Source organism: Mesorhizobium sp. M8A.F.Ca.ET.021.01.1.1 (assembly GCF_003998025.1).
GTDB lineage: Bacteria > Pseudomonadota > Alphaproteobacteria > Rhizobiales > Rhizobiaceae > Mesorhizobium.
Genome location: NZ_RZSJ01000074.1, coordinates 1 through 16,410, shown reverse-complemented (window position 1 = coordinate 16,410; position 16,410 = coordinate 1). Strand labels below are relative to the sequence as shown.

12 protein-coding genes are annotated in these 16,410 nt (G+C 64.3%); 3 read left to right on the top strand and 9 right to left on the bottom strand.

Translation table 11 applies throughout. The features are described from left to right. From EOA36_RS09015 to EOA36_RS08980, 8 genes are all read right to left on the bottom strand, one after another. The coding region (locus EOA36_RS09015; RefSeq protein ID WP_145969129.1) for a bifunctional UDP-sugar hydrolase/5'-nucleotidase at nt 1-1,845 on the bottom strand (1,845 nt) is incomplete at its 3' end. Nucleotides 1,846-2,034: 189 nt separating this feature from the next. Further along, the gene (locus EOA36_RS09010) at nt 2,035-2,412 is read right to left on the bottom strand and encodes a hypothetical protein (RefSeq protein WP_127276968.1); all 378 of its coding nucleotides are present in this window, start codon (nt 2,410-2,412) and stop codon (nt 2,035-2,037) included. 187 nt (nt 2,413-2,599) lie between these two features. Further along, entirely contained in the window at nt 2,600-4,045 is a 1,446-nt protein-coding gene (locus EOA36_RS09005) for a homospermidine synthase (protein ID WP_127276966.1), read from the bottom strand. 151 nt (nt 4,046-4,196) lie between these two features. Continuing rightward, nucleotides 4,197-5,126 carry a DUF3445 domain-containing protein gene (locus tag EOA36_RS09000; RefSeq protein WP_127276964.1) on the bottom strand — a complete coding sequence of 310 codons (930 nt, stop codon included), beginning with the start codon at nt 5,124-5,126 and terminating at the stop codon, nt 4,197-4,199. Nucleotides 5,127-5,129: 3 nt separating this feature from the next. Further along, nucleotides 5,130-5,792 (bottom strand): aminotransferase class IV family protein, encoded by a 663-nt coding sequence (locus EOA36_RS08995; protein ID WP_127276962.1) that lies wholly within the window; start codon nt 5,790-5,792, stop codon nt 5,130-5,132. After that, nucleotides 5,741-6,883 (bottom strand): aminodeoxychorismate synthase component I, encoded by a 1,143-nt coding sequence (locus tag EOA36_RS08990; protein ID WP_127276960.1) that lies wholly within the window; start codon nt 6,881-6,883, stop codon nt 5,741-5,743. Before EOA36_RS08990 ends, EOA36_RS08995 begins: the two co-directional genes overlap by 52 nt. Nucleotides 6,884-7,059: 176 nt before the next feature. After that, nucleotides 7,060-7,839, bottom strand: coding sequence for a proton-conducting membrane transporter (locus tag EOA36_RS08985; RefSeq protein ID WP_127276958.1), 780 nt, complete (start codon nt 7,837-7,839; stop codon nt 7,060-7,062). Nucleotides 7,840-8,197: 358 nt separating this feature from the next. Then, nucleotides 8,198-10,036, bottom strand: coding sequence for a M3 family oligoendopeptidase (locus EOA36_RS08980; RefSeq protein WP_167531299.1), 1,839 nt, complete (start codon nt 10,034-10,036; stop codon nt 8,198-8,200). A gap of 226 nt (nt 10,037-10,262) precedes the next feature. Here EOA36_RS08980 and EOA36_RS08975 point away from each other — a divergent pair, with 226 nt between their 5' ends. Further along, on the top strand, nt 10,263-11,798 hold the full coding sequence (locus tag EOA36_RS08975; RefSeq protein ID WP_127276956.1) for a sigma-54 dependent transcriptional regulator: 1,536 nt from the start codon (nt 10,263-10,265) through the stop codon (nt 11,796-11,798). Nucleotides 11,799-12,207: 409 nt separating this feature from the next. Beyond that, complete coding sequence (locus EOA36_RS08970) at nt 12,208-14,022, top strand: DUF882 domain-containing protein (protein ID WP_245464298.1); 1,815 nt, start codon at nt 12,208-12,210, stop codon at nt 14,020-14,022. 557 nt (nt 14,023-14,579) lie between these two features. Here EOA36_RS08970 and EOA36_RS08955 read toward each other — a convergent pair. Beyond that, a complete protein-coding gene (locus EOA36_RS08955) occupies nt 14,580-15,218 on the bottom strand; it encodes a 2-dehydro-3-deoxy-phosphogluconate aldolase (RefSeq protein ID WP_127276952.1) in 639 nt (212 codons plus the stop codon). A gap of 202 nt (nt 15,219-15,420) precedes the next feature. Between EOA36_RS08955 and EOA36_RS08950 the strand changes: the two genes are divergently transcribed. Further along, the gene (locus EOA36_RS08950) at nt 15,421-16,353 is read left to right on the top strand and encodes a rhodanese-related sulfurtransferase (RefSeq protein WP_127276950.1); all 933 of its coding nucleotides are present in this window, start codon (nt 15,421-15,423) and stop codon (nt 16,351-16,353) included. Nucleotides 16,354-16,410 lie beyond the last annotated feature (57 nt).

Below are 16,410 nucleotides of genomic sequence, written 5' to 3'. Positions count from 1 at the left end.
TGCCGGTTCGGCAGGTGCCGGCGGGGCCGGTGGGGGAGGCGCGTTTTCCGTCGATATGGCTGGCGGCGTGTTGGCGATATCGCCTGAGTTGGCAGGCAGTTCAGGCATCGCCGGTGCGGCATCGGCGGGCTTTGCCGGTTCAGCCGGTTTGGCGGCCTCGGCCGGTGCCGGCGCCGCGGGCTTTGCTGGTTCGGCAGGCTTTGCCGGCTCGGCGGCAGGCGCCGCCGCGACCGTCGCCGCGATCTCGGTGATGCGGCCGTCGAGCTTCGGCGTATAGGGCTGGTGGGCGCCTAGATAGTCGGCAACCACCTGTTCGAGACCGGGGCCGTAATCATAGGCATTCTTGGCCTTTTCGGCGAACACCTTGTAGCCGTCGCCGCCCTGGCGGACATAGTTGTTGGTGGCAACCAGATAGTCCTTGTCGGGATTGATCGGCGTCCAGGCGCCGTTTTCCATCACCTCCACCGACTTGACGCGGCCGGCATTGGGCGCGACCGACCTGTCGAAGGAATATTTGAGGCCCGCCACCTGCGGGAAGCGGCCGGCGCCGTCCTCGATCTGGCTGAGCCCGCCTTCGAGCCCGGCGACCAGGTCCTTGCCGGAAATCTGGAAGGTCGCCAGCGTGTTCTGGAACGGCAGCACGGTCAGCACCTCACCCATGGTGACGGTGCCCTTGTCGATCGAGGCGCGCAGGCCGCCACCGTTGGAGATGACGATCTCGACGCCCTGTCCCTTGACGCGGTCGAGGATGGCGTCGGAGACGAGGTTGCCCATCGCGCATTCCTTGGCGCGGCAGTTCTCACGGCTGCCGTCGATCACGTCGGTGGTCTCGGCCACTTCCTTGTTCTTCAAGGCCTCGATCGGCGCGCCCAGCTCCTTGATGCGGGCGAGCACCGCGGGATCGGGCGTGATCGACTTGTCGAGATGGATCGGGTCGCCGCTCGCCGATTTGACGACGCCATTGTCGTCAAACACGACCTTGAACTCGCCGAGATATTTCGAATAGGACGCCGCCTGCACCACAGGCACCTTGTAGCCGCCGGGGTTGTCGACCATCGTCGGGTAGGGTCCAGCCGCCTTCGGGTCGCTGTTGGACAGAAGCGTGTGGCTGTGGCCGCCGACGACGACATCGATGCCGGGAATCTTGGCAATGACGTCGCGCTCCCTGTTATAGCCGATATGGGTCACGGCGATGATCTTGTTGACGCCTTCGCCCTTGAGCTTGTCGACCTCCGCCGTGATCGACTTCACGTCGTCCTCGATGGTGATGTTGGGGCCGGGGGAGGCGAGTTCGGGCGTGTCGTTGGTGACGGCGCCGATGATGCCGATCTTCTGGCCGCCGACCTCGACGACGATCGACGGCTTGACGCGGTCGCCGAGCTTGGACTGGGCGTTGGCCTTGACGTTGGCGCCGAGCACGGGGAACTTGATCATGTCGAGGAACGGCGCCAACGCCGTTTCGCCATCGTCGAATTCATGGTTGCCGAGCGCCATGGCGTCGAACTTCATGTCGTTGAGGAACTCGCCTTCGACCTTGCCCTTGTAGGTGGTGTAGAACAGCGAACCCTGGAAATTGTCGCCGGCGCTGAGCAACAGCACGTTCTGGCCTTGCAGCTTCTGGCGTTCCTGGGCGATCGCGGTGATCAGCCGACCGGCGCCGCCGATGCACTCACCCTTGGTCTCCTCCTCGGCCGAGCAGGTCGACTCATATTTGTTGTTGCCTTCGATGCGGCTGTGCCAGTCATTGATGTGCAGGATGTTCAGTGTGTAGTCGGCAAAGGATACGCCGGCCGACAGGCCAAGCGTCGACGCGGAAAGGGCGGCAATGGCGACAAGCTTCTTCATCTTCGTCTCCCGGCAGGCTGATCCGAGGCGTCTAACGCCCCTACTTGACTGGGATATAACAGCCAGCGTTTCGATCATGTTCCCATCGCGTTCCGGCCGACGCAAGCAGAAATCCAGGTGAGCTTTGCCGGCATAAAAAGAACGGCGGCCAATGGCCGCCGTCCTTGAGCAAGCGGATGTTCGCGGGGTTCAGGTGCGTCGCGTCAGCACGAAATTCTGGCCGCCCGAACTGGTGCAGTTGAGCTGGCTGGTCGACACCAGCAGGCAGTTGAAGCTGACGCCGGTCTGGCGGATCAGCGAGGTGCCGTTGATCTGCACCGAAGTGGCGCCGGTCATCGTGTAGCTGCCATCGGCCAGCTTCTGGCCGGTGTCGGTAGCGACGGTCGTGAACTTGCCGCCGTTGAAGGTCGACAGGCCGGTGCCCTTGGCATCGATCCAGGACCCCTCGACGCCTTTCGGCGTGGTTGCCATCGGCGGCTCGCCGGGGCCGCTGGTGGTACAGGCAGCGAGCATCGAGACAACGGCGCCCGCCACGCCCATAGAAAGAACTTTGCGCGCAATAGTCATATAAAATCCTCTCCAAACGCGTCGGGTCCAAAAATCGGGCCGATTTCTGGAAAGCGCGACGCGAACGTCCAAAGTGCTGGGGTGTGCTTATGCGTCCAACGGGACGCACTCGCCACTCCAGGCCGCATCCCTTCAATCGCCCGATTTCCGGGCGATTGCAAGGCAATGGCATAGGGTCCGCGCGATGCTATCGGACGAGGATGTTGCGGAATTGCCACGGGTCGCTGCGGTCGAGGTCCTCCGGGAAGAGGCCCGGGCGCCTGTCGAGCGGCGTCCAGTCGGTATAATAGCCCTTGACCGGTCCGAGATAGGGCGACTGCACGTCGAGGCAGCGCTTGTAGTCCATCTCGTCGGCCTCGACGATGCCGGCGGCCGGATTTTCCAGCGCCCAGACCATCCCGGCCAGAACCGCCGAGGTGACCTGCATGCCGGTGGCGTTCTGATAGGGGGCCAGCTTGCGCGCCTCGGCGAGCGACAGCTGCGAACCGTACCAGTAGGCATTCTTGTCGTGGCCGTAGAGCAGGACGCCGAGCTCGTCGACACCGTCGACCAGTTCGTTCTCGTCCAGCACATGGTGCACCGGCTGCGGCTTGCCGGCGGCACCGAACATCTCGTCCAGCGACAGCATCGCATCGTTGCAGGGATGGTAGGCGTAGTGGCACGTCGGGCGGTATTGAACCTTGCCCTTCTTGGAGCGCACGGTGAAGAAATCGGCGATCGAGATCGCCTCATTGTGCGTCACCAGCAGGCCATACTGCGGGCCCGGCGTCGGGCACCAGGAGCGCACGCGGGTGTTGGCGCCCGGTTGCTCCAGATAGATCGCGGCCTTGGAACCGTGCTTGTGCTTCTTGCCGTTCTTCGGCATCCAGGTCTCGTGCGTGCCCCAGCCGAGCTCGGCCGGCTGCAATCCTTCGGAGATGAAGCCCTCGACAGACCAGGTGTTCCAGAACACATCCATCGGCTTGGGCTTCTTGGTGCGCTGGGTGTCGCGCTCGGCGATGTGGATGCCCTTGACGCCGGCCTTCTTCATGAGTTTCGCCCAGCCCTCCCGGTCGTCCTGCGCGGGCTCGGAGAATTCCATGCCGAGATCGGTGGCCAAATTGACCAGCGCCTGCTTGACGAACCAGGACACCATGCCGGGGTTGGCGCCGCAGGTGGAGATTGCCGTCGCGCCGCCGGGCTTGTCGTGCTTTTCCTTGATCAGCGCTTCGCGCAGCGCATAGTTGGTGCGGCTGGCATTGTCGGCCTTGGCGTCGAAATAGAAGCCAAGCCAGGGCTCGACGACGGTGTCGATGTAAAGCACGCCGAGCTTGCGGCAGAGCCGCATCAGGTCCACCGAGCCGGTGTCGACCGACAGGTTGACGCAAAAGCCTTGGCCTGCGCCATTCGTCAGAAGCGGCGTCAAAAGCTTCCTGTAGTTCTTCTCGGTTACCGCTTCCTGGACGAAGGCGATGCCGCGCTCGTCGAGCAGCTTGCGATCGGTATCGCGCGGGTCGAGGACCGTCATGCGCGACTTGTCGAACTTGAAATGGCGTTCGATGAGCGGCAACGTTCCGCGTCCGATCGAGCCAAAGCCGATCATCACCACGGGGCCGGTGATCTCACCGTAAACGGGCCAGTTTTCATTCGCCATTTTATCGAGCACTCCTTCAACTGCGTGCAAAGCCGGGCAACTCCGTGCAAAAGCCGAGCAACCCCGTGCAAAAGCCGGGCATTTTCGCCCAACGGCCATGCGCTACATCACAGATCATTGTCATAAACCAGCGAAAAGCGCCAACCCGCGACTACGCGTCCTTGGCCATGTGGTTAAGGACAGCGATCAGCCGATCGCGATCCGATGTCAGGCCCTTGTAGTCGAGCTGGGCGATATCGAGCGCTTCGAGTTGGGCGGCGAAGGACGCCGCCAGCGTCGCCCGGTCCGGGTGCCGCGCCAGCACGGCGAGCGGGTCGAGATGGATGCGGATGGTGAACAGGATATCGCGCGAGGCGGGCAGTTTGCGCAGCGTCTGGCGCTCCACCCGAATGAAGGCGTGCGCCTTGACGTCACCGTCGGGGAAACGTGTCGGCCGGCTGGTGGCGCGGTCGATGCGCTCGACATTGGACAGCGGATGGTAGAGCGCGTCCCCTGACTGGATCGACCAATTGTAACGCTCGACCGCCTGGCCCTGCAGGCCATCGAACATCCGGTTGATGAGGTCGGCCGGCCTTGTGCCCGGGCCGAAGCCCGGCACCGGCTCGTGGATCTGCTGCAGCGGCTTACCGAATTTTTCGGTGAGCGCCCAGGACGAGGGGAAGCACAGCGAACCCGCGGCCAGACGCCAGCCGCTGTCGTCGCGGCGCATGAGGATGAGGTCTTCCTGGACGAGCAGCGAGGCCGCGACCAAGGGCGCGCCGGCGAGGCTGGAAGAGATGGCGGGATGGCTCGTCACGCCCACGACCGCAACGCCCGCGTCGCCGCGCTGGTGGATGTCGGGGAATCTTTCCGGCAGGTAGGCGCCGAGCAATTCGAGCACCTCCTGCTGGGCGGCGCGCGTGCCGCCCTCCTCGACGAAAACCCGCTCGGGGATCTCGGCATAGAGCCGGCGCTTCTCGGCGAGATAGGGTAGCAGGTGACCGTCGACCTCGATCCAGTTCGCGGGGTCGAGCGGCTTCAGCCCGATGGTGAAGAGTTTCGACGAGCCATCATAGGGCGTGTGGGCGGGTAGGGACGTCATGCCTCAGATCAGTCTTGCCGGGATCAGTCCGCGCAGCGAATTGCCGACGAACAGCGCCTTGGCGGATTTCAGGTCATCCAAGCTGTAGATCGCTTCACTGGCGCGGCCTTCATCCAGAAGCACGGCTCGCAATACGCCAGGCAGCAGGCCGCAATCGAGTCGGGGCGTCGCCAGGATGCCGTTGCCGAAATCGGCGAAGACATTGGTGATCGTGCCTTCGCAGATCTCGCCGCGCTCATTGGCGAGCAGCACCTCATCGGCCTGGGTGATGAGATATTCGGAGCGGGCATTGGTGTAGAGCTGCCGCCGGCTGGTTTTGTGGCGCAGCAGCATGTTGCTCGAATCGAGCCTCGTCCGTGCCAGCCGCAGCGTCCACACCTTGTCGGCGGCAAGGGGTTCATACGGTTGCGCAGAGGCGTTGGTCTCGCCATTGCGCGACAGAGCGAGCCGCGTGCGCATGGCGATGGGCGATCGGTTGACCGCGCCGCTCAGGGCCTCGCCGACCTTTTGCGGATCATAGCTGAAGCCCAGCTCCACCGCCGAGCCATAAAGGCGCGCAAGATGGCGATCGAGGCGCAGGAAACCCGAGGCGGGTTCCCAGCGCATGGTCTCGATCAGCTCGAAACCGGCGGTGTCCCCGTCGCGAAGCGGGCTTTGAGCAGACACTCCTGGTACTCCTCTTCCGCGACCGAATCGAAGACGATGCCGCCGCCGACATTGTAGATGGCCTCGCCGCTGGCAAAGAGCGAGATGGTACGGATCGCCACGGAAAAGCGCATCGTGCCGCCGGGTGCGATCCAGCCGATGGCGCCGCAATAGACGTCGCGTGGCGTGCCCTCCAGATCGTGCAGGATCTCCATGGCGCGGATCTTCGGTGCGCCGGTGATCGAGCCGCAGGGAAACAGCGCCGCGAAGATCTGGCGTATGCCGAGGCCGGGCAGCAGCTTGGCCCTGACGTCGCTCACCATCTGGTGGACGGTCGGGTAGGTCTCGATGCGGAACAATTCCGGCACCTCCAGCGTGCCGACCTCGCTGATCAGCGATATGTCGTTGCGCAGCAGGTCGACGATCATCCGGTTTTCGGCCTGGTTCTTCTCGTCGTTACGCAGGAAATTCTTCTGCCGCTCGTCCTCGTCCCTGGTTGCGCCGCGCGGTGCGGTACCTTTCATCGGATGCGTCTCGATCCTCCCCGCCGCATCGATCTCGAAGAACAGTTCGGGCGAGCGCGACAGAACGATGGGATCGCCGAGCGCGACCAGCGCGCCATATTTCACAGGCTGGCGTTCGGTCAGCGCGTCGAAGGCGGCGAGCGGGTCGCCCGACCATTGCGCGTGCACCGGAAAGGTGAGGTTGCCCTGGTAACAATCGCCTTGCCTGATGTGCTGGTGCAGACGCGAGAACCGCTTCTCGTAATCCTCGAACGACCACATCGCCCTTGCATCGAAGATCGGGCCATTGGTGGGCGGGCTTGGCGGCGGCACGGCTTCTTCATCAGGAGCATCGAAGACCCCGAGGCAGACCAGCGGGGCTCGGCGCCGGCCGGGCAGCAGGGGAACGAGTTTCGGCTCGAGCAGGTAACCGGCCTCATAGGAGAAATAGCCGGCCAGCCATTTGCCGGCGTCGTGCGCGGCCTGCGCCGCTTGCAACGCCGCCGGAAAGTCCTTGGCCTGATGCGCGACGATGATATCGGCCGGCCGCTCGAAAACGAGCTGGCGCGCGCTTTCGTCGTTGCGGAAAATTGCGGCGGGCAGGGACATGGGAACCGGGATCGATGTAGCCGACGATCGCTCTATATGGGGGGGCGTGCGCGCGCAATCGAGGGAACGGCACCCTGTCCCTCAAAGCCGACCTTTGCCGGATCGAACCTTGCCGGCAAAAAAGAAAGCGGCGGCGCCCTTGGCGCCGCCGCTCACATGATCCCTGGATCCACCGCTCAGGTGTTGCTGGCGGTTCCGGCTGTCGGAAACTGCTTGGCGAATTCGGCCTCGTTGCCGGCGGCAAGCAGCTTGGCCTGCTCGATCCAGCGTTCGCGCGCGATGCGGCCGTCGAAGTTCATCACGTCCTCGATCCGCTTGATGTCGGCGGATGTCCAGGCGGCGATCTGGGCGAAGGTGGTGACGCCCTGCGCCTTGAGCAGCTTTTCGTTGACCGGGCCAATGCCGATCAGCCGGCGCAGATTGTCGGGCTTGCCCGACGCCGGCTTGGCAGCTGCCGGTGCCGTTTTTTTGGCGGCGGGCGCTGCCTTGGGCGCGGCCGAGGTCTTCGCCGGAGCCTTGGCCGCCGGAGCTTTGGCCGCCGGTGCCTTGGCCGCCGGTGCCGAAGCGGTTGCGGATTTGGCCGCCACGGGCTTCGGCGCCGCTTTTGCCGGCGCGGCCTTCGCCGCGGCTGGCTTGGCTGTCGCCGGAGCGGATTTACCAACGGCAGGCGTCGACATCAGGGCTGCCGGTGGCTGACTTGACGCCTTTGCTCCGCCGGCGCCCGACGAGGCCTGTGCTTCGCGCAGCTGGCGCTCGAGGTCGGAGCGGGTCTTGCCGCATGCATTGAGTTCGCCGGTCAGGCGGTCGCTGTCGGCGCGCAGCTTGTCGCGCTCGCTGCGGGTGCGATCGAGGTCGCCGCGCAGGCTGTCGAGTTCTCCGCGCAGACGCCCCCAGATGAACCAGCCGACCAACACGCCTACCAGGAACGCCAGGACCACGTAGAAAAAAGTGCCCATTGTCTCTCTCCAGTCAGATCCGTCTGCCGCGGGGTCATGACCTTCGGCGAGGGACTACTCGATGATGGTTCCGCTGATACACGGAACAGCCGGCTTCGGTTCGAGCTGTCGGCGATCGGCTTTGCTTGCCCATGGCCAACGGCCTTGTCGCGTTCGCCTGAGCGCACGGCTGGCGGAGACTTTCCCTCGCCGATCCGCATGCGCTCCGGCTGAGCTTAAAGGAAAGCTACCATAGAGCTTGCGGAAAGCTATGGGAAAACGTCCGTGGAGAGTTCTTCAAGAACAAATATTTAAGGCAAGAATAGCGAGGCCCAAACATGCATTCCGGCTAAACTGTTCTTGGCCGGCCAGAGGCGTCTCAATCGTCCAGCGTTTCCAGTTCGTCGATCAGGCCGCTGATCACGCCGAGCCCGATCTGCCAGAAGGCGGGGTCGGTTGCGTCGAGGCCGAATGGCGCCAGAAGCTGCGAATGATGCTTGGTGCCGCCGGCACGCAGCATCTCGAAATACTTGTCCTGAAAGCCGCGCTCGGCATTCTGGTAGACCGCATAGAGCGAGTTCACCAGGCAGTCGCCGAACGCATAGGCATAGACGTAGAAGGGCGAGTGGATGAAATGAGGGATGTAGGTCCAGAATACCTCGTAGCCCTCGCGCAATTTGATCGCCGGTCCCAGGCTTTCGGCCTGAACCTCCAGCCAGAACTGCCCGAGCCTGTCGGATGTCAGTTCGCCGTTGCGGCGCTCGGCATGCACCTTGCGCTCGAATTCATAGAAGGCGATCTGGCGCACCACCGTGTTGATCATGTCCTCGACCTTCTGGGCGAGCATGGCCTTGCGCTCGCGCCGGTCGGTGGTCCGCTCGAGCAGCGAACGGAAGGTCAGCATCTCGCCGAAGACAGATGCCGTCTCCGCCAGCGTCAGCGGCGTCGAGGCCATCAGCGCGCCTTGGCCGGCGGCCAGCACCTGATGCACGCCGTGCCCGAGTTCATGCGCCAGCGTCATCACGTCGCGCGGCTTGCCCATGTAGTTGAGCAGCACATAGGGGTGAGCCGATGGCACGGTCGGGTGGGCAAAGGCGCCGGGTGACTTGCCCGGGCGCACCGGCGCGTCGATCCAGTTGCGGTCGAAAAAGGTGCGCGCGATCTCGGCCATCTCGGGCGAGAAGCGGTGATAGGCCGACAGCACCGTGTTCCTGGCCTCGTCCCAGCCGATCACCGCCTGCGGCGTCTCCGGCAGCGGCGCGTTGCGGTCCCAGTGGCTCATCACCTCCATGCCGAGCCAGCGCGCCTTCATGGCGTAGTAGCGGTGCGACAGGCGCGGATAGGCCTCGCGCACGGCGGTGGCCAGCGCATCGACCACGCCGCGTTCGACGCGATTGGCGAGGTGGCGTGAATCGGCGATGTCCTCGAAGCCCCGCCAGCGATCGGAAATTTCCTTGTCCTTGGCAAGCGTGTTGGTGATCAGCGTGAAGGTGCGCAAGTTCTTGCGGAAGGTGGTGGCTAGCGCCTCCGAGGCGCGCCGGCGGACCTCGCCGTCGGCATCCTGCAGGCGGTTGAGGGCCGGCTCCAGCGTCAGTTCCTCGCCGTCGATATCGAAGCGAAGATCGGTCATCGTCTCGTCGAACAGGCGATTCCAGGCGCCGCGTCCGGTGATCGATTTTTCGTGGAAAAGCTGCTCGACGCGGTCCTCGAGCTGATAGGGCTTGTCCATGCGCAGATCGAGCACCCACGGGCGGTAATGCGCAAAGGCGGGGTCGCTGGCCAGCGCGCCTTCGATCGCCGCATCGTCGATCAGGTTCAGCTCGAGCGCGAAGAACAGCAGATGCGCGCTGGCGTCGGTCATCTTCTCCTGGATGTCGCCATAGAGCTTGGCGCGCTGCGGATCGGCGGTGTTGCCGGCATAGACGAGGCCGGCATAGGAGACGATGCGGCCGATCAGTTCCTCGAGCGTCTCGTAGGCGACCAGCGCCTCGCCCAGTCGGCCGGCACTGCCGCGCCCGGCCTCGGCGGCGAGCGTGCCTTTCCAGCGGGCCTCGAATGCGATGGCGTCGGCGGCCGCTTCGGCAATGTCGCGCTTCAGTTCCGGCGCCTCCATGCCGGCATAAAGGTCGGCGAGATTCCATTCCGGCAGATCGCCAAGCCTGGCCGCGCCCTGACCGGACGCTGGCGCCGCAATCCGCCGATCAAACATCATGCGCATCGACATACCTTCTTTGAATCAACTGGCCTTTTGAATCAACCGGCCTTGTTTGAATCGACTGGCCGCTTTGAATCAAGTGGCCGGAATTAGGGAGCCAGACTCAACGGGAATGGAGAAGCCGGTCAAATCCTAAGGAATTCGTTCACCGGGTTTTTTGAAACCTTATTTAGAACCCTGTGCCAAGATGATCCATGGGGAATTCGGGCGCGGGCAGACCAAGACAGTCATGACAGGTTCCATACTCATAGTCGATGACGATCCCGTGCAGCGCCGGCTGCTCGAGGCGGCGGTGACGCGGTTCGGCCATACCGCGATCGTCGCCGATGGCGGTGCCGCCGGCCTCGAAGTTCTCGACGGGCCTGGCGCCCGCGATGTCTCGGTTGTGATCCTCGACCTTGTCATGCCCGGTCTCGACGGCATCGGCGTGCTGAAGGCGATGCGCGAGCGCGACATCAGCGTGCCGGTCATCGTGCAGACAGCGCAGGGCGGCATCGAAACCGTGGTTTCGGCGATGCGCCACGGCGCTTTCGATTTCGTCGTCAAGCCGGCTTCGCCCGACAGGCTGCAGGCCTCGATCTCCAATGCGCTCAAGGTCGAAGCGATCGAGGGCGAGGTCAAGCGCACGTCGCGCAAACGCGGCGGGCTGCTGACCTTCAGGGACATGATCACCCATAGTCCGGCCATGGACAGGGTGATACGCCTTGGCCAGAAAGCGGCGGCTTCCCACATTCCGATCCTGATCGAGGGCGAATCCGGCGTCGGCAAGGAGCTGGTGGCGCGTGCGATCCAGGGCAGCGGCGACCGCCGCTCGAAACCCTTCGTTACGGTCAATTGCGGCGCCATTCCCGACAATCTGGTGGAATCCATCCTGTTCGGACACGAGAAAGGCTCGTTCACCGGCGCCACCGACAAGCACACCGGCAAATTCGTCGAGGCGCATACGGGCACGCTGTTCCTCGACGAGATCGGCGACCTGCCGCTCGACGTGCAGGTCAAGCTGCTGCGCGCCGTCCAGGAGGGCGAGGTCGATCCGGTCGGCGGCCGCTCGACCGTCAAGGTCGACATCCGGCTGATTTCGGCGACGCACCGCAACCTCCTGCAGCAGGTCAAGGACGGCAAGTTCCGCGAGGACCTGTTCTACCGGCTGAACGTCTACCCGATTTTCGTGCCGCCGTTGCGCGACCGCCGCGACGACATTCCCCATCTGGTCACGCATTTCATGGAAAAGGTGGCGCCGGCCGACCCGCGCCATCGGCTGAAGGGCATTTCGGCGGCGGCGCTTGGCGTGCTGCAAGCCTATGACTGGCCCGGCAACATCCGGCAGCTCGAAAACGCCGTCTTCCGCGCCTCGGTGCTGTGCGAAGGCGATGTGTTGAGCGCGGATGACTTTCCGCAGATCCGGGCGCAGGTGGAAGGCACCGTCAAACTCGAAGCGGACGACACGTTAGAAGCAAGCGGGGCTGCCCCCGCGCTGGCGCCGCGCGATGAAGACGTTGTCCCCGACGAGGCCGCTCCGGCACCTGTGCATCCGGCCGGGGCGCAGCCCCGCTTCGGCACGCTGCGGGCGCTCGACGAGCGCGGCAATGTGCGTGCGCTGGCCGATGTCGAACTCGAAATGATCAAGCTCGCCATCGATCACTACAACGGCCAGATGAGCGAGGTCGCCCGCCGGCTCGGCATCGGCCGCTCGACGCTTTACCGCAAGCTCAAGGAATACGGCATCGACCCGGAAACCGGCCGCGTCGACAGGCTTGCTTCCTGAACCGCAAGGCCGGGACCAGTTTCCCTCGTCATTATAGGGGCTGACAGAGTGCCTTCCCCGGACTATGGCGAGTCGGAGGCGGCACTCGATGGGGTGTTGTTCACGCATTGAGGCCAATGGTAACAGATCGTGTTCGGCCAAAGCCGGAATCCTGATCTAAACCAGCGGTTTACCAAGAAACCGTGCGGACAATTTTTGACGGGATATCGCCACGGTGTTACCGCATTTTGGCTTCAATAAGCGATGATTAACCATTAGGATCGATATTCGGATGTGAAAACGACACGTCCGTTTGGGCAAATCCGGGGACAAACGGCAGCCTGCAAGGCCTTTTGATTTGAACAGAATCGAACGACTCACAAACGGGCGGCACTATCATTTGAGCGTCTGGCCGAGATGGTTGGCGGCGGTGATTGTCGCATTTGGTTTTGTTGCCGCGGCCGCCACGGGCGCCCAGGCCGAAGTTCGTTCGCTGAAGCTCTACCACCTCCACACGCACGAGAAGGCCGAGATCGTCTACAAGCGCAATGGCCGCTACGTTCCCGAGGGCCTGAGGAAGATCAACATCATCCTGCGCGATTGGCGCCGCAACGAGCCGACCAAGATGGACCCGCGTCTGCTGGATCTGGTCTGGGAGGCGTATCGCGAAAGCGGCGCCACCGACTATATCCAGGTCGTCTGCGGCTACCGTTCGCCGTCGACCAATTCGATGCTGCGCAGCCGCAGCCGTGGTGTCGCCGAGAAGAGCCAGCATATGCTCGGCAAGGCGATGGATTTCTATATTCCCGGCGTGCCGCTGAAGAAGCTGCGCAACATCGGCCTCAAGATGCAGGGCGGCGGCGTCGGCTATTACCCGACCTCCGGGTCGCCATTCGTCCACATGGATGTCGGCAATGTGCGCCACTGGCCCGGCATCAGCCGCCAGGAACTGGTCAGCCTGTTCCCCAATGGCAAGACGCTGCATGTGCCGAGCGACGGCCGGCCGCTGCCCGGCTATGAACAGGCGCTCGCCTCCTACAAGTCGCGCAAGGGTTCCGGCACACCGAATATCGAAATGGCCAGCGCTGGCGGCAGCGGCAAGAAATCCGGCGGATTCCTCGCGGCCTTCTTCGGCGGCGGTGGCGCCGACGAGGCCGACGACAGTGCCGACGTGGAGACCGCCTCGGCCGCGCCTGCGCCCAAGGCTGGAAATCTGAAGCCGGCCGCGACCGCCAAGAGCAGCGACCTGCCCGGTATCGCCATCGTCGCCCCCGAGAATGCCCAGCGCGCCGAGATTCCGCAGGTTGCCGACGAGCAGGCTCCGGAACCGGAGAAGAACACGCCGGAGACGATTATCGCGGCGCTGCCGGCCAAGGAAATCCCGCTGCCCGATTTCGCGCCGCGGCCGAAGGCCGATGTGGGCGCACAGCCACCTGAGAATGTTCCCTTCGCCATGGCGGACGCCACGGCCACCACCGAACAGGCAGTGGCGACCGCGCAGGCACCGGCGAACATGCCTTTCGGCAAGTCCGATCCGGCAGCGATCGCGGAAGCCGCGGCTGCCGATCCAGCGCAGGTTGCCCTCAACAACATCCCACTGCCGACATGGCGCCCCGAGCGCTCGCTGCCGGCCGATCTCGCACCGCCGCCCAGCAAGGATGTGCTGATGGCGCTGGCCGAAACGGCTGACCAGGGCAAGACCGCGACGGACGCCTTCTCCGTGGTGCCGACAGCGCGTCCCGAGCCGACCAAGCCGGATGCCGTCAAGGCCGTGCTCGACGAGGCCAACGCCCAGGTCGGCACCGCCGACGAATATCAGGTGGCCTCGTTGTCCGAAGAACCGCGTTCGGCGTTCAACGATCCGTCTGGTGTCGATGCGGCGTCGCCGCGCCAGGCTGTTGCCGCCCGACCTGCCGGTTCCGACCCGGCCGCCGCGATCGGCGCCGGCGTGAAGACGACCCGCAAGGAAGCCAGGGCCACCGCCCGCGATCAGAAGCCTGGCCCCAGGGCCGTGGTTGTGGCCGCGGCGCCGCAGGCCGCCCGCTGGGCGCTGACCAGCGGCGAGAACGTCGCCACCGTTTCGAGCGCGACGACCGCGCCGGGCTACGCCTACAGCATCGTGCATACGCCGCCGAGCGAGGTCTATACGGCCGGCTTCCAGCCGAGCAACCAGATGGCCGACGCCAGCCGCTTTACCGGCAATGCCGTCAAGTTCATGTCGGTCGCGCGCTTCCAGACGAAGTAGCGAACAGGCCACAATATTGCCGAAGCCGCGCCGGGCAACCCGCGCGGCTTTTTGCTAGGCACGACACGCGCGGCGCCTTGATCCTGCAGGATCGGCTGAACTTCTCGTGAAGCCGGAACAGCCCAGCCGTTTCCGGGTTGAGGTGGGTCCGTTCCAACCTGGGGATCTTCATGAAAAAAATTCTACTGGCGTCAGTTCTGGCACTGGCGGCGGCATTGGCCGCGCTCGCTCCGTCACAGGCGGAGACAGTTGTCGTCAGGCCGACAATCATATGCACATGAAGAAGCACTGCCGGACCAGGATGGTGACGCACTGGCGGCATCATCGCAAGGTGACCGAGACGGTCAAGGTCTGCAACTAACCGCGTCTAGAGCGGCCCTGAGTTTTGATAGAATCTCTGACCCGCTCTAACTTTTTGTTTTTACGCAATTCCCAAGGGGAAGCGCTACGCGCTTCTCCCGGGAAAACGGCTACGCACTTTTCCTGGAATTGCTCCAGCCAGTCAAAGAGCCCGGTCGACGCGAGTCATCCGGGTTTTTTCGTGCCGTCCGGAAAGGCTATTTCGCGAGTTTGCTGGCAGCGCGTGCGAGAGCTTCGATCTCGTCCCACTTGCCGGCCTTGACCATGTCGTCGGGCGCCACCCACGAACCGCCGACGCAGATGACATTGGACAGGCTGAGATAGTCGGCCGCGTTCTTGCCGGTGATGCCGCCGGTCGGGCAGAATTTGACGTCGGCCAGCGGCGAGGCAAAAGCCTTGAGCGAAGCGATGCCGCCGGACTGTTCGGCCGGGAAGAATTTCAGGAAGCGCAGGCCAGCTTCGCGCGCCGCCATGATCTCGCCCGGCGTGATGGCGCCGGGCAGCAACGGAACCTGGCTGTCGGCGGCGGCCGCCAGAAGCTCGCGGGTGATGCCTGGGCTGACGATGAAGCGCGAACCGGCACCGGCCGCCTCGTCGAACTGCTTGCTGTCCAGAATGGTGCCGGCGCCGACTATGGCTTCCTCGACCTCGCCCGCCACGCGACGGATCGCTTCGAGCGCATCCGCGGTCCTGAGCGTGATCTCGATCGCCGGCAAGCCGCCACGCGCCAGAGCACGGGCCAGCGGCACCGCATCCGCCACATTGGCGATCTTCAACACCGGAATGACCGGCTGGCCATTGAGGAGCGACAGGAGTTTCTCGGTCTTGCTGGGCATCTGTCTTTCCTTGTCGAGGGCCGCATCGAGGCGAATTTCAACCGATTAGCAGACGGGTATTGCCCTGTCCACGGAACCGGTCGCGGCGCGATGTCACGCGTTGCCGCCGAGCTTAGAGGTTCTTTCCCGACAAGGCCATGACAGGCGGCCCGAACCCGTTTCACCTTGAATCGGCTTCCGCGAGCGTCTAGTTGCTCTGGCAATGACAACACTGCCCGCGCCATCCCAGCCAGTCCGCGTCGCCGCGCTCTACCGCTTTGCCCGGCTCGACGCTTTCGAGGCGTTGCGCGCGCCGCTTGCGGCCTTCTGCTGCGGACGCGGCATCAAGGGCACGCTGCTCCTGGCGCATGAGGGCATCAACGGTACCGTCGCCGGCAGCGATGAAGCGATCGCCGCGCTGATCGAGCACATCGAAACGATCGACGGCCTGTCGGGCCTCGAGGTCAAGTTCAGCAGCGCCGCGGCCATGCCGTTCCACCGCATGAAGGTGCGGCTGAAGCGCGAGATCGTCACCATGGGTGTCGAGACCATCGACCCGGCGACAAGCGCGGGCACCTATGTGGAGCCGGGCGACTGGAATGCGCTGATCTCGCAGCCCGACACGATCGTCATCGATACGCGCAACGCCTATGAAGTCTCGATCGGCACCTTCAAGGGCGCCGTCGATCCGGCGACGGCGAGCTTCCGCGAATTTCCGGCTTGGGTGGAAGCGCACCGGGCGGATCTCGCAGGCCGCAAGGTGGCGATGTTTTGCACCGGCGGCATACGCTGCGAAAAGGCGACCGCCTATGTGAAGTCGCTCGGCTTCGAGGATGTGTTCCATCTCAAGGGCGGCATCCTCAAATATCTCGAGCAGGTGCCGGCGGAACAGAGCCTGTGGCAGGGCGAATGCTTCGTCTTCGACGAGCGGGTTTCGGTGTCGCACGGCCTCGCGGAGGGCGGTGCTGAATTGTGCCGCGCTTGCCGCCATCCGCTGACGGAGAGCGACCTGATGTCGCCGAAACATGCCGCCGGGGTTTCGTGCCCGCACTGCTTCGATGCCCGCTCGGATGAAGACCGCAAGCGTTACGCGGAGCGCCAGCGGCAGGTCGAGCTCGCGCAAGCCCGGGGCAGGGGACCGCACATCGGATCCTGATGAGGGGCCGGGCCGGGCAAAGCGGCCACCTGTCATTGCAATGTCAAGCTTCGGGAC

What these genes read in the sequence shown, in the direction of transcription:
- EOA36_RS09010 (WP_127276968.1), bottom strand. Translation starts at nt 2,412, where the DNA reads ATGACTATTGCGCGCAAAGTTCTTTCTATGGGCGTGGCGGGCGCCGTT.
- EOA36_RS09005 (WP_127276966.1), bottom strand. Translation starts at nt 4,045, where the DNA reads ATGGCGAATGAAAACTGGCCCGTTTACGGTGAGATCACCGGCCCCGTG.
- EOA36_RS09000 (WP_127276964.1), bottom strand. Translation starts at nt 5,126, where the DNA reads ATGACGTCCCTACCCGCCCACACGCCCTATGATGGCTCGTCGAAACTC.
- EOA36_RS08990 (WP_127276960.1), bottom strand. Translation starts at nt 6,883, where the DNA reads ATGTCCCTGCCCGCCGCAATTTTCCGCAACGACGAAAGCGCGCGCCAG.
- EOA36_RS08985 (WP_127276958.1), bottom strand. Translation starts at nt 7,839, where the DNA reads ATGGGCACTTTTTTCTACGTGGTCCTGGCGTTCCTGGTAGGCGTGTTG.
- EOA36_RS08980 (WP_167531299.1), bottom strand. Translation starts at nt 10,036, where the DNA reads ATGCGCATGATGTTTGATCGGCGGATTGCGGCGCCAGCGTCCGGTCAG.
- EOA36_RS08975 (WP_127276956.1), top strand. Translation starts at nt 10,263, where the DNA reads ATGACAGGTTCCATACTCATAGTCGATGACGATCCCGTGCAGCGCCGG.
- EOA36_RS08955 (WP_127276952.1), bottom strand. Translation starts at nt 15,218, where the DNA reads ATGCCCAGCAAGACCGAGAAACTCCTGTCGCTCCTCAATGGCCAGCCG.
- EOA36_RS08950 (WP_127276950.1), top strand. Translation starts at nt 15,421, where the DNA reads ATGACAACACTGCCCGCGCCATCCCAGCCAGTCCGCGTCGCCGCGCTC.